The organism is Pseudomonas sp. R37(2017) (assembly GCF_002113375.1).
Classification (GTDB): Bacteria; Pseudomonadota; Gammaproteobacteria; order Pseudomonadales; family Pseudomonadaceae; genus Aquipseudomonas.
The window spans coordinates 44,302-57,905 of sequence record NZ_NEHO01000014.1 but is presented as its reverse complement, the minus strand read 5'-3'; the positions used below and the strand labels follow the sequence as shown (position 1 = coordinate 57,905).

General features: G+C 62.8%; 10 protein-coding genes. 7 read left to right on the top strand and 3 right to left on the bottom strand.

The annotated features are described in order from the left end of the window. Positions 1-19 precede the first annotated feature (19 nt). Together paaE and paaZ are read left to right on the top strand one after the other, a co-directional pair. Positions 20-1,096, top strand: a complete 1,077-nt coding sequence (paaE, locus tag CAG47_RS20660; RefSeq protein ID WP_085726835.1) for a 1,2-phenylacetyl-CoA epoxidase subunit PaaE — start codon at positions 20-22, stop codon at positions 1,094-1,096. Positions 1,097-1,424: 328 nt separating this feature from the next. Continuing rightward, entirely contained in the window at positions 1,425-3,479 is a 2,055-nt protein-coding gene (gene paaZ, locus CAG47_RS20650; protein WP_085726831.1) for a phenylacetic acid degradation bifunctional protein PaaZ, read from the top strand. 120 nt (positions 3,480-3,599) lie between these two features. On the opposite strand, the gene CAG47_RS20645 is transcribed toward paaZ, so the two are convergent. From CAG47_RS20645 to CAG47_RS20635, 3 genes are read right to left on the bottom strand one after another with little or no spacing between them, the layout of a single operon-like run. Continuing rightward, positions 3,600-4,508, bottom strand: coding sequence for a helix-turn-helix transcriptional regulator (locus CAG47_RS20645; RefSeq protein ID WP_085726829.1), 909 nt, complete (start codon positions 4,506-4,508; stop codon positions 3,600-3,602). Further along, positions 4,505-5,923: an aminotransferase gene (locus CAG47_RS20640; RefSeq protein WP_085726826.1), complete on the bottom strand. Its 1,419-nt coding sequence runs from the start codon at positions 5,921-5,923 to the stop codon at positions 4,505-4,507. Before CAG47_RS20640 ends, CAG47_RS20645 begins: the two co-directional genes overlap by 4 nt. A 39-nt stretch (positions 5,924-5,962) precedes the next feature. Then, on the bottom strand, positions 5,963-7,069 hold the full coding sequence (locus CAG47_RS20635) for a polyamine ABC transporter substrate-binding protein (RefSeq protein ID WP_085726824.1): 1,107 nt from the start codon (positions 7,067-7,069) through the stop codon (positions 5,963-5,965). A 216-nt stretch (positions 7,070-7,285) separates the two neighbouring features. Between CAG47_RS20635 and CAG47_RS20630 the strand changes: the two genes are divergently transcribed. The 5 genes from CAG47_RS20630 to CAG47_RS20610 all read left to right on the top strand — a co-directional run bounded on the left by CAG47_RS20630 (position 7,286) and on the right by CAG47_RS20610 (position 13,601). Beyond that, complete coding sequence (locus CAG47_RS20630; protein ID WP_085726822.1) at positions 7,286-8,068, top strand: enoyl-CoA hydratase-related protein; 783 nt, start codon at positions 7,286-7,288, stop codon at positions 8,066-8,068. Further along, a complete protein-coding gene (locus CAG47_RS20625; protein WP_085726820.1) occupies positions 8,065-9,246 on the top strand; it encodes an acetyl-CoA C-acyltransferase family protein in 1,182 nt (393 codons plus the stop codon). The genes CAG47_RS20630 and CAG47_RS20625 overlap by 4 nt, the downstream gene beginning before the upstream one ends. Positions 9,247-9,546: 300 nt before the next feature. Next, positions 9,547-10,716 carry an aromatic ring-hydroxylating dioxygenase subunit alpha gene (locus CAG47_RS20620; RefSeq protein WP_085726818.1) on the top strand — a complete coding sequence of 390 codons (1,170 nt, stop codon included), beginning with the start codon at positions 9,547-9,549 and terminating at the stop codon, positions 10,714-10,716. A 149-nt stretch (positions 10,717-10,865) separates the two neighbouring features. Continuing rightward, positions 10,866-12,527: a choline dehydrogenase gene (locus CAG47_RS20615; protein WP_085726816.1), complete on the top strand. Its 1,662-nt coding sequence runs from the start codon at positions 10,866-10,868 to the stop codon at positions 12,525-12,527. Between the two features lie 9 nt (positions 12,528-12,536). Continuing rightward, complete coding sequence (locus CAG47_RS20610; protein WP_085726814.1) at positions 12,537-13,601, top strand: GlxA family transcriptional regulator; 1,065 nt, start codon at positions 12,537-12,539, stop codon at positions 13,599-13,601. Positions 13,602-13,604: the final 3 nt, after the last annotated feature.

Genomic DNA, 13,604 nt, shown 5'->3' with positions numbered 1-13,604 from the left:
TCCCAGCTGGAGAACAACAATGAGCAAATTTCACAGCCTGACCATCAAGGACGTGCGCGCCGAGACCCGTGACGCGGTGTCCATCGCCTTCGAGATTCCGCAGGACCTGCAAGACAGCTTTCATTTCACCCAGGGCCAGCACCTGGTGATGCGTACCCAAATGGACGGCGAAGAAGTGCGCCGCTCTTACTCGATCTGCACCGGCATCAACGATGGCGAACTGCGCGTGGCCATCAAGCGTGTGGCCGGCGGGCGTTTTTCTGCCTATGCCAACGAACACCTGAAAGCCGGCCACACCCTGGAAGTGATGCCGCCAGCCGGGCATTTCAGCGTCGAGCTCGACCCGGCGCGCCACGGCAACTACCTGGCCGTCGCGGCCGGCAGCGGCATCACGCCGATCCTGTCGATCATCAAGACCACCCTGGAAACCGAGCCCCACAGCCGCGTGACCCTGCTGTACGGCAACCGCTCCAGCTCCGGCGCGCTGTTTCGCGAACAGCTGGAAGATTTGAAGAATCGCTACCTGCAACGCCTGAACCTGATCTTCGTGTTCAGCCGCGAGCAGCAGGACGTCGACCTGTACAACGGCCGGATCAACGCCGAGAAGTGCGAGCAACTGTTCTCCCGCTGGCTCGACGTCAAGGCCCTCGACGCCGCCTTCATTTGCGGCCCGCAGGAAATGACCGAGACCGTGCGCGACAGCCTCAAGGCCAAGGGCATGCAACCGGAGCGGATTCACTTCGAACTGTTCGCCGCCGCCGGCAGCCAGCAAAAACGCGAAGCTCGCGAAGCGGCCCGCCTGGTGGACTCGGCGGTCAGCCAGATCACCGTCATCAGCGACGGCCGCGCCCTGGCCTTCGACCTGCCGCGCAACAGCCAGAGCATCCTCGACGCGGGCAACGCCCAGGGCGCCGAGCTGCCTTACTCGTGCAAGGCCGGCGTGTGCTCGACCTGCAAGTGCAAGGTCATCGAAGGCGAAGTGGAAATGGACAGCAACCACGCCCTGGAAGACTACGAAGTGGCCGCCGGCTATGTGCTGTCGTGCCAGGCCTTCCCGATCAGCGACAAGGTCGTGCTGGATTTCGATCAGCTCTGACTCACCCCCCTGTAGGAGCGAGCACGCTCGCGATGGTCGTCAACGATAACGCTGGCAATCTGATACCCCGCGGTGTCCTGCCCTCCATCGCGAGCATGCTCGCTCCTACAGAGATCCACGCCGTACCTGTAGGAGCGAGCAAGCTCGCGATGGTTGTCAACGATAACGCTGGCAGCCTGACACCCCGCGGTGTTCGGTCCTCCCTCGCGAGGGTCGTCAACGATAACGCTGGCTGCCTGACACCCCGCGGTGTTCGGTCCTCCATCGCGAGCATGCTCGCTCCTACAGAGATCCGGCGGTGCCTTTAAATTTTTTGAGAGTCAATACCATGTCCCACGCCCCTACCCTGCAAAGTTTCATCGCCGGCCGCTGGATCGGCCAACAAGGCGCGCAAATCCTGCGCAGCGCCATCGACGGCCATGAAATCGCCCGCACCCACGAAGAGCGTCCAGACTTCGCCGAAGCCATCGAGCACGGCCGTCGTCAGGGCGTCAGCGGCCTGATGGCGCTGGACTTCCAGCAGCGCGCCCAGCGCCTCAAGGCCCTCGCCCTGTACCTGAGCGAGCGCAAGGAACAGCTCTACGCGATCTCCCACCACAGCGGCGCCACCCGTGCCGACAGCTGGATCGACATCGAAGGCGGCAACAGCACGCTGTTCACCTACGCCAGCCTCGGCTCCCGCGAGCTGCCGTCGGGCAACGTGGTCCATGAAGGCCCGGCACTGCAACTGAGCAAAATGGGCACCTTCGCCGGCACCCATATCCTGGTGCCGCGCGGTGGCGTGGCGGTGCACATCAACGCCTTCAACTTCCCGATCTGGGGCATGCTGGAAAAATTCGCCCCGAGCTTCCTCGCCGGCATGCCGTGCATCGTCAAACCCGCCAGCGCCACCAGCTACCTGACCGAAGCCGTGGTGCGCCTGATGGACGAATCCGGCCTGTTGCCAGCGGGCAGCCTGCAACTGATCATCGGTAGCACCGGCGACCTGCTCGACCGTCTGCAGGGCCAGGATGTGGTGACCTTCACCGGTTCCGCCGACACTGCGGCCAAGCTGCGGGTCAACCCGAACCTGATTCGCAACTCGGTGCCGTTCACCGCCGAGGCCGATTCGCTGAACTGCGCGATTCTCGCCCCTGACGTGACCCCGGACGACGAAGAGTTCGAGCTGTTCATCAAGGAAGTCGCCCGGGAGATGACCACCAAGGCCGGGCAGAAATGCACCGCCATCCGCCGCGCCATCGTCCCGGCCAGACACATCGATGCAGTGGCTACCCGCCTGCGCGATCGCCTGGCCAAAGTGGTGGTCGGCGACCCGTCGGTGGAAGGTGTGCGCATGGGCGCGCTGGCGTCCCACGACCAGCAGAAAGACGTGGCCGAGCGCCTGGAAGCCCTGTTGCAGAGCAGCGACATGCTGTTCGGCGGCCGTGACGGTTTCGAACCCCGTGGTGAAAATGTCGACAAGGGTGCGTTCTTCGCCCCGACCCTGTTGCAGGCCCGCGACCCGCACGCCGAAGGCGGCGCACACGACATCGAAGCGTTCGGTCCGGTCAGCACCCTGATGGCCTACGACGATCTCGACGAAGCGCTGGCCCTGGCCGCGCGCGGCAAAGGCAGCCTGGTGGCCAGCCTGGTGACCAAGGATCCACACGTTGCCGCCAAAGCCGTTCCGGTTGCGGCTGCGTTGCACGGTCGCTTGCTGGTACTGGACCGCAACTGCGCAGGCGAATCCACTGGCCACGGTTCGCCGCTGCCACAACTCAAGCACGGCGGTCCGGGTCGTGCCGGCGGCGGTGAGGAACTGGGCGGCCTGCGTGCGGTGAAACACTACCTGCAACGCGCCGCGGTACAGGGTTCGCCAACCATGCTGGCGGCGGTCACCGGCGAATACGTGCGTGGCGCCAAGGTCATCGAAACCGAAGTGCATCCGTTCCGCCGCTACTTCCAGGACCTGCAGATCGGCGAGTCGCTGCTGACCCACCGTCGCACCGTCACCGAAGCGGACCTGGTGAACTTCGGCTGCCTGTCGGGCGACCACTTCTACATGCACTTCGACGAGATCGCGGCCAAGGAGTCGCAGTTCGGCAAGCGCATCGCCCACGGCTACTTCGTGCTGTCGGCCGCGGCCGGCCTGTTCGTCTCGCCTGCGCCGGGCCCGGTCCTGGCCAACTATGGCCTGGACACCTTGCGCTTCATCAACCCGGTGGGCATCGGCGACACCATCCAGGCGCGCCTGACCTGCAAACGCAAGATCGACCAGGGCAAGAAGAGCCCGCAGGGCATCCCGCAAGGGGTGGTGGCGTGGGATGTGGAAGTGACCAACCAACTGGGTGAACTGGTGGCGAGCTACGACATTCTGACCCTGGTCGTAAAACGCGAGGACTGACGCAACACCTGTAGGAGCGAGCACGCTCGCGATGGCGGAGTGTCAGCCAGCATCATGGGGCCTGACAGACCGCAATCGCGAGCGTGCTCGCTCCTACAGGTTATGGGTAACCCTGAAAAATCAGTGCCGGCGCAACCATTCGATAAACAGCGCAAACAGTTCCGACTGGGAACCCACCTCCAGCTTCAGGTACAGGTTCTTGCGGTGCATGCGCACGGTTTCCGGTGAGATGTTCATCTGGCTGGCCGTGGATTTCACCGAATGCCCGCGCAGGACCATGTGCGCCACTTCCCGCTCGCGCTCGGTCAGCAACTCACACCCGAAGTTCTCGAACGCCGCCTGCACGCGATGCTTGAGATCATCGCGCAGGCCCTGCTCGTTATCGCGCTCGATCCCGGTACTGCGCAGCAGTCCGCGCTGGCTGAATTCGCTGATGAATTCGCGCACCAGCGGTTCGACGGCGCGCAACAGGTTCAATTGTTCGACGCTGAGACATTCGCCGCCGAAACCTTGATAGAGGCTGACGGAAATCTTCGTGTCATTACCGGTGTCGACGATGTAGTAGCTGTCTTCCGAACAGCCCGCCTTCAGGTAATAGGATTTGTAGTAGTCACTGTCGAAGAAATTGTCCGGGGCAATTTCCTCCAGGTGATAGAAGCCTTGGGCCAACCCTTGTTCCACCGCCAGGCAGAACGGATCGAGCAGATAGCCCCCGGAAAAATAGCGTTCGAGAATCGAGACCTGATACTCCTGGGCAATCCCGCGCTGATGCAGCAACTGTGGCGCGCGATCCTTGCGCTCCAGGCTGATCATCATCGACTCGACGGATACCAGCTGCGCCAGCGCTGACGCCAGGTATTGCAGGGCGTCAGGCTCATCGATATGGGCGAATGCCTCGCGCATCCCCCCATGCCATTTGTGCAATGCCCCGAAGGGCATCGCGATCAGCGTATCGTCGTTTGGTGTGCTCATGCCCCGCAGTCTAGCGGGAGTGCAGCCCCTTGGTAACAGCCGGTGTGGCGAATTCATTGGCCGCCATACTGACCGCTGGCCTGAAGCTCCGCTGCCACTTCGACAATGCACTCGCGCAGGGTCTCGACGATTTCATCGACCTGGGCAAACGTCAGGATCAGCGGTGGCGACATCACGTTCAGGTGCATGATCGGCCGCACCAGCAACCCCCGGGCCTGGGCCAGCACGTGAATTTTCTCGCCGATGTTGATCTCGTCGGGAAACAACGCCTTGGTGCGTTTATCGGCGACGAATTCCACGCAGGCCATGAGTTTCTGGCAGCGCACATCCCCCACCAGCGGCAAATCCCGCAGGGTGGCCAGGCGCTCCTCCAGATAGGCGCCCACAGTGTCGACATGGGCCAGCAGGTTTTCCCGCTCGATGATTTCGATGTTCTTCAGCGCCGCCGTGCAGCACACCGGATGCCCGCTATAGGTGAACCCGTGGGTAAAGCAGCGCCCCTTGCCCGGCTCGGCGATGACCTTCCAGATGCGGTCGGAAAAGATGCACGCGCCCAGCGGCAGGTAGGCCGAGGTCAGGCCCTTGGCGGTGGTGATGATGTCCGGCTGCACATCGAATACATCATAGGAAGCAAAGAACTTGCCCAAACGCCCGAAGGAAGTCACCACTTCGTCGGCGACGAACAGAATGTCGTAGCGCTGGCACACATCCCACATGCGCTTGAGGTAACCCTGGGGCGCAATGATCACCCCGCCCGAGCCCATGATCGGCTCGGCGAAAAACCCGGCGACCTTGTCCGCGCCAATCGAGAGGATCTTGTCTTCGAACTCCTTGACCAGAAACTCGAGGAACTGCGCTTCGTCCATGCCTTCCGGCGCCCGGTACGGGTTCGGGTTGGACACGTGGTGGATCAGCGGGTTGGCGTAATCGAACTCCGGCACCCGGTCGGCGGCCTTGTTGCCGATCGACATGGTCAGGGTGGTGGAGCCGTGATAGGCGTTGAAGCGCGCGATGATGTGCTTCTTCTCGGGTTTGCCACGGCAGTTCTGGTAGTACTGGATCAGCCGGTACGCGGTGTCCACGGCGGTGGAGCCGCCGGTGGTGAGGAACACATGGTCGAGGTCGCCAGGGGCCAGGCTGGCGAGTTTTTCGCACAACTGGATGGCGATGTTGTTCGACATGTCGGAAAACGGGTTCGAATAGGCCAGCTGGCGCACCTGGTCGGCGATGGCTTCGGCCATTTCCTCGCGGCCCAGGCCGATGTTGGTGCACCACATGCCGCCCACCGCATCGAGAAAACGGTTGCCCTGGGTGTCGTAGATGTAGGCGCCATCGCCAGCGACGATGTTCAGCGAGCCCTGCTCGGCGTGCTCGTCGAACATGTGGTAGCCGTGCATGTGATGGGCCTTGTCGGCCTTGACCAGTCTGGACTCATCCGCCGGCGAAAGTACGGTGCGTGTTGGAGTCGCCATAAGTAAACCTCTAACCGAATTGACTAACGATCGAACAAATCAGATGCCGCTTTTCACGGTGCTCCAGACCCGGGTAATCGCCCGCATGTCCTTGGCATCCTGGGTTTTCTGCGGGAACAGGCGCTCGCGGGTCTGGGCATCGGGGTAGATGGCCGGGTTGTCGCGCACATCGGCGTTCAACAACGGCGTGGCCGCCGCGTTACTGTTGGCGTAATTGATGAAATCACTCACATCGGCCATCACCTGCGGCTGCATCAGGTACTCGAGAAACTTGTGGGCGTTGGCGACGTGGGGCGCGTCGGCCGGGATGTACATGTTGTCGAACCAGATCAGCGAGCCTTCCCTGGGAATGAAGTACGCCAGGTTGATCTGCTTCTTGGCTTCCGCGGCACGGGCCATGGCCGTGGCGTAGTCGCCGGACCAGGTCATGGACATGCACACGTCGCCATTGGGCAGGCTGGTCAGGTAATTCACCGAGTCGAACTTGCGGATGTACGGCCGCACCGACAGCAGCAATTCCTGGGCGGCCTTCAGGTCCGCCGGCGCTGCGCTTCTCGGGTCACGTCCCAGGTAGGTCAAGGCCATGGGAATGACTTCGGTCGGCGCATCGAGCAGGGTCACGCCACAGTCGGCGAAGCGCGAGACGATCTTCGGGTCGAAGATCATCGCCAGCGAGCCGATCGGCGCGTCCGGCATGCGCTCCTTGATCTTGTCGACGTTGTAGGTGACGCCGTTGCTGCCCCAGGTGTACGGCGCCGAGTACTGGGTGCCGGGGTCATAACCTTGCAGGTCCTCGAGGATTTTCGGGTCTAGGTTGGTCCAGCCCGGCAGCTGTTTTTTGTCCAGCGGCTGGAACACCCTGGCCTTGATCAGCGGCGGCGCGAGGGAGGCATTCAACACGATAAGGTCGTAACCGGAGTGGCCGGTGAGCAGTTTGGCCTGCACGGTTTCGTAGGCATCGAAGGTGTCATAGATGACTTTGATGCCGGTGGCCTTTTCGAAGTCGGCCACGGTTTTTTCACCGATGTAATCCGCCCAGTTATAGAGCCGCAGCGTATTGCTGTCGTCCACTTGAGCAGCATGGGCATTCAATGAAAGCGGTACAACAAACAGACTGGAAATCACCTTAAGCAGCGTCTTGCCCATAGCAAATGCACCTTATAGCGAGTTCGGCTCTGGATGAGCGGATGCCTCCACTATTGGTCGATTCGCCAGGCGCAGCCATACCCCGAATGGGTGTGTGTCGTTTTTGGCACACCGGCATGGCAAAAAGCGGCAGCGCAGTTGACCCGTTTTGCCATAGATCCGGGGTTTGTCCGGCGCTTAAAGTGGCCACCTGATCCGAACGACCCTGGGTTTGCGATGACCGACCTGATCAAACATGAGCAACGCGACGGTGTGCTGACGCTGACCATCGACCGCCTGGACAAGCTCAATGCGCTGAACAACGCCATGTACACACGCCTGGCCGACCTGCTGCAGGCCGCCGACGAGGACGAGCAGACCGGTGTGATCATCATCACCGGCGGCCCGACCTGCTTCACCAGCGGTAATGATCTGGTGGACTTCCTCCAGCATCCGCCGACTCATCTGGACGCCCCCGCGTTCCACCTGATGAAGGTCGTCACGCGCCTGCAAAAACCGCTGATCGCGGCAGTCTGCGGGGCCGCCATCGGCATCGGTACCACCTTGCTGCTGCATTGCGATCAGGTACTGGTCACCCGCAACGCCAAGTTGCGCATGCCGTTCGTCAATATCGGCCTGTGTCCCGAATTCGGCGCCAGCCTGTTGCTGCCACGCCGCCTCGGTCATGCCCGTGCCGCGCGCCTGCTGTTGCTGGGTGAAGGCCTGGACGGCAGCGAAGCGGTCAATTGGGGCATTGCCAACGAAGCGTTCGACGATGGCGAGGAATGCCTGGCTGCGGCCGGCAAGATCGCCCAGCGCTTTCTGGCCATGCCCCGGCAAGCCTTGCGCCAGTCCCGACAGCTGATGAAACAGGCTTGCCTGGCCGAACTGGAAGCCACCCTGCGCGAAGAAAACACGCTGTTCATTCAGCGCCTGAACACCGACGAGGCGAAAACCGCCTTGAACGCCCTGCTCAATCGCAGTACAGATAAGACTCCACCGAAAGGAAACCCGTCATGAACACTCCAGAAATCTACGTCGTCAGCGCCGCCCGTACCGCCATCGGCACCTTTGGCGGTTCACTCAAGGACGTGCCACCGGTTGACCTGGCAACCACCGTCGTCAAGGCCGCCCTGGAGCGGGCCGCCGTGGACCCGGCGCTGGTCGGCCATCTGGTCATGGGTCACGTGATCCCGACTGAAACCCGTGACGCCTACATCTCCCGCGTTGCCGCGGTCAACGCCGGCATTCCGAAAGAAACCCCGGCCTACAACGTCAACCGCCTGTGCGGCTCCGGTCTGCAAGCGATCATCAGCGCGGCGCAGACGCTGCAACTGGGCGATGCCGAAATCGCCGTCGGCGCCGGCGCCGAATCCATGAGCCGCGGCCCATACCTGATGCCTTCCGCCCGTTGGGGCGCGCGCATGGGCAACGTCCAGGCCATCGACTACATGCTGGGCATCCTGCATGACCCGTTCCATGCCATCCACATGGGCATCACTGCGGAAAACGTCGCCGAACACAGTGGCATCACCCGCGAAATGCAGGACGCCCTGGCCCTGGAAGACCAGAAGCGCGCTGCCCATGCGATTGCCAGCGGCTACTTCAGCGAACAGATCGCCACGGTGGAAATCCAGGATCGCAAGGGCACCAAGCTGTTCAACGTCGACGAACACCCACGCGCCACATCCCTGGAACAACTGGCGGCGATGAAGCCGGCGTTCAAGAAGGACGGCACCGTCACCGCCGGCAACGCCTCGGGCCTGAACGACGGCGCCGCTGCGCTGGTCATGGCCACCGGTAACGCCGTCCAGGCCAACAACCTGCGCCCACTGGCGCGTCTGGTCAGCTACGCCCACGCCGGTCTCGAACCGCAACTGATGGGCCTGGGACCGGTTCCGGCCACCCGCCTGGCACTCAAGCGCGCCGGCCTGACCATCGCCGACCTGGACGTGATCGAAGCCAACATCGCCTTCGCCGCCCAGGCCTGTGCCGTCAGCCAGGAGCTGGGCCTCGATCCAGCCAAGGTCAACCCGAACGGTTCGGGCATCGCCCTGGGTCACCCGGTGGGCGCCACCGGCGCCATCATCGCCACCAAGGCCATCCACGAATTGCACCGCACCGGCGGCCGTTATGCGCTGGTGACCATGTGCATCGGTGGTGGGCAGGGGATTGCGGCGATTTTCGAGCGGGCTTGAGAGGTTGCCGATCCGCAATAGCTGCTGAAACCCCGCTGGTTGTAACGAGGGCGCCGAAAGGCGCCCTTTTTTATGCCCAGACCTGCCACGCAATCGTCGTCCGGCGACATCCAACAGATCAGCGACATCGCCCTCGGTTGCCAAAAATGCCGACCTTTTCCCCCCACCCAACACTTCCCCTTGATCTTTTCACCTCGCAACTGGTCGCTTTTGATCAATCCGCCCTCCTCCTCGCCCCCTAGATTAGGTCCCACAAGACCCGCCGCACCCTGCGGCGCCCGTCACCGAGGAGATCGTCCAATGCACACTGTCCAGACTCTCAAATCACACAGTTCGATCGACGGCTGGGACCATCAGGACCCGGAAGAAGCCTTCACCCTGCCCTCGCGCTACTTCTACGACGAGACCTTGTTCAAGGCCGAGCGCGACAACATTTTCATGCATGCCTGGCATGTGGCCGGGCACGTCAGTGAGTTCGCCGAGCCTGGGCAGTATGTGGTGACGGATCTGTTCGATCAGAGTGTGGTGGTGGCCAAAAATCGTCAGGGGCAGATTCATGCTTTCCATAACGTCTGCCAGCACCGCGGCAATCGCCTGCTCGAAGATCGACGCGGCAATACCGGCGGCGTGGTGCGCTGCGCCTATCACTCGTGGTGCTACGAAATGGACGGCAGCCTGCGCAGCGCGCCGCGCTGCGAGAAGATGAAGAACTTCGAACTGCAGCAGTTCAACATTCCCAGGATCCGCACCGAGGAATTGGGCGGTTTCATCTATTTCAACCTCGACCCGAACGCGCCATCGCTGCGGGACTTGTTCCCCGGTGCCGACGAAGAGATGCGCCGGGTGTTTCCAGACCTGGCCAACATGCGCCTGATCGAAGAACAGGACGTGATCGTGCCCGCCAACTGGAAAGTGATCATGGACAACTCCATCGAGGGCTATCACTTCAAGCTGTCCGGCCCCTGCCATATCGACCTGGCGAAGCTGATCGACTTCAAGGGCTACCAGTTGACCAAGCGCGACAATTGGTGGACCTACATCGCCCCGGCCAATCTGTCGGTGACCGAAGCCTACGGCGTGCCGCTGCGCAAGGACCTCAACCCGGACGAATGCTTCTTCAACATCGGCATGTGGCCGAACAACACCTTCTACACCTTCCCGTTCTCGGAGTTCCTGGGCTCGTTCATCATGATCCCGCTGGATGCCGAACGCTCGCTGCTGCGCTTCGGTTACTACTCCAGCAACGCAGAGACCGCCAAGGTCAGCGAACAATGCATGAAGTGGATGAACGAGGACCTGGGCCCGGAAGACATCGCCCTGAATATCTCGGTGCAAAAAGGCTTGCGGTCGCTGGGGTATGACCAGGGGCGGTACATGATCGATGCCCAGCGCAGCAATGAAAGCGAGCATCTGGTGCATCACTTTCATCGGTTGGTGTTCAACGGGATTCATGGGGCTAGCGAGATTTAAGCCACCCGCGGTTCCTGTGGGAGCGGGCTTGCCCGCGATGGCATTCGGTCAGCCACCATCAACGTTGACTGACACACCCTCATCGCGGGCAAGCCCGCTCCCACAGGGTTCGGTGTAGTGACCATCAATTTGAGGGAGTACCCCAAACCATGGCCAACCATGAGTTTGATTACCTGATCGTGGGCGCAGGGTCCGCGGGCTGTGTGCTGGCCAACCGTCTGGGTGAGGACCCGGCGGTAAAGATACTGGTGCTCGAAGCCGGGCCTGCGGACAAGAGCTGGACCATCGACATGCCGTCGGCGGTCGGTCTGGTGGTCGGCGGTACGCGTTACAACTGGAGCTACAGCTCACAACCGGAACCGTATCTGGACGGCCGGCGCATCGGCACGCCGCGCGGCCGGACACTGGGCGGTTCATCGTCGATCAACGGCATGGTCTACATCCGTGGTCACGCCCGGGACTACGACGCCTGGGCCGAACAGGGCTGCACGGGCTGGGGTTATCAGGACGTACTGCCATACTTCAAACGGGCGCAGACCCACGCCGACGGCGAAGATGACTACCGTGGCGCGGCCGGGCATCTGCACGTTACCCCCGGCGATGTGCAAACGCCCTTGTGCGCGGCTTTCCTCAAGGCCGGCGCCGAGGCCGGCTATGGCCTGAGCGACGACCTCAACGGCTATCGCCAGGAGGCCTTCGGCCCGGTCGATCGCACCACCCGCAACGGTCGGCGCTGGAGCACGTCACGGGGTTATCTGAGCGAAGCGCTGGGCCGCGGCAACGTGCAGGTCAGCACCGACGCTTTGGCACTGCGCATCCTGTTCGACGGCCCGCGCGCCATCGGCATCGAGTACGAACAAAACGGGGTAATCCATCAGGCCTTTGCCCGGCGCGAGGTGCTGCTGACCGCCGGGGCGATCAACTCGCCGCAACTGCTGTTGCTCTCGGGCGTGGGTCCTGCGGCGGAACTGCGCGACCTGGGCATCTCGGTCAAACGGGACCTGCCCGGCGTCGGCCGGCGCCTCAATGACCACCCCGACACCGTGGTGCAGTACCTGTGCAAAAAGCCGGTGTCGCTGTATCCCTGGACCACCGCGCCAGGCAAATGGTGGATCGGTGCACGCTGGTTCGCCAGCCACGACGGGTTGGCGGCGAGCAACCATTTCGAAGCGGGCGCGTTCATCCGTTCCCGGGCCGGGGTCGAGCACCCTGACCTGCAACTGACCTTCATGCCGCTGGCGGTAAAACCCGGCAGTGTCGATCTGGTGCCAGGCCATGCGTTCCAGGTCCACATCGACCTGATGCGCCCCACCAGCCTGGGCAGCGTCACCTTGAGCAGTGCCGACCCGAGGCAACCGCCGCGCATCCTGTTCAATTACCTGAAAACCGAGCAGGATCGAGCCGACATGCGCGCCGGTGCCCGGCTGGTACGCGAGATCATCGGGCAACCGGCCATGGCCGCATTCCGCGGCGAAGAACTGGTGCCCGGTGCCCAGGCGCAAAGTGACGAAGCGCTGGATGCCTGGGCCAGGCAAGTGACGGAAACCGGCTACCATGCCAGCGGCACCTGCAAGATGGGCCCGGCGGACGATGCCGAAGCGGTGGTCGATGCGCAATTGCGCGTGCATGGCCTGGACGGCCTGCGGGTGGTGGACGCCTCGATCATGCCGGTGATTGTCAGCGGCAACACCAATGCGCCAACGGTGATGATTGCGGAAAAGGCCAGCGATATGATTCGTGGCAGACCACCGCTGCCGGGCAGCAAGGCAGCGGTCTGGACTCACCCGCAATGGCGGACACGGCAACGATAGAGATCAGTCATGAGCAATCAGTCGTGCAGTAATACGGAAAGCCGATTCACCTGGCGGCGCGACGATGTCGCGCCGTTGCGCGTGGCGGTGTTGCTGTTGCCGTCGTTTTCCAACTTCGGCCTGGCCGCGGTGCTGGAGCCGCTGGCCATCGCCAACTGGTTGACCCAGCGCCAGCTGTTCCAGTGGTCGCTGCTGTCGCTGGACGGCGAACCGGTGCAGGCCAGCAACGGCCTGACCACCGTCGCCAATGACGGTTTGAAGGCCGATCAGGGGTTCGATGCGTGCCTGGTGATCGCCAGTTTCGATGTGCACAAACACAGCCGCAACCTGGCGCTCAAGAGCTGGCTGCGCAAGCAGGCGCTGTTCGGCGCGGTGTTGATGGGCGTGGAAACCGGCACAGAGTTGCTGGCCGCCGCCGGTGTGCTCGATGGCTACGAAGCCGCCGTGCACTGGGACAATCTGCAGGGTTTCCAGGAAAGTTATCCGCGGGTCAACGCCAAGCCGCAGCTCTACACCCTGGAACGCCAGCGCCTGACCTGCGCTGGCGCGACCACCACCCTGGACATGCTGCTGGGCTGGATCGGCCAGAGCATCGACAACGAGCTGGCCCGGGAGATCGGCATGCATATGTTGATGGGCCAGGTTCGGGCGCCGGCGGACAACCAGCTCGACGGCGGCCTGACCAACACCGGGCTGTACGGCAACAAGATTCGCCGAGCGGTGCAGTTGATGGAACAGGCGCTGGAAGAACCGCTCGATTGCGAGGCGATTGCCGGGCAGGTCGGGCTGTCGCGGCGCCAGTTGGAGCGCCAGTTCAAGCATCAGACCGGCCTGTCGCCGCTCAAGTATTACCTCACCCTGCGCCTGGCCCGGGCCCACAGCCTGCTGCAACAGACTCGCCTGAGCGTGGCCCAGGTCGCGGCCTGTTCAGGCTTCGGCTCACTGGAGCACTTCTCCCGCACCTACCGAGCCCGCTTTGGCTGCCCACCCAGCGAAGACCGCAGCCAGGTCTGGACCGCCCCGGTGATGCGCCAGCCGTTGCGCAAGGAGCAACGGCCGGCCGGAGCGGAGTAATCC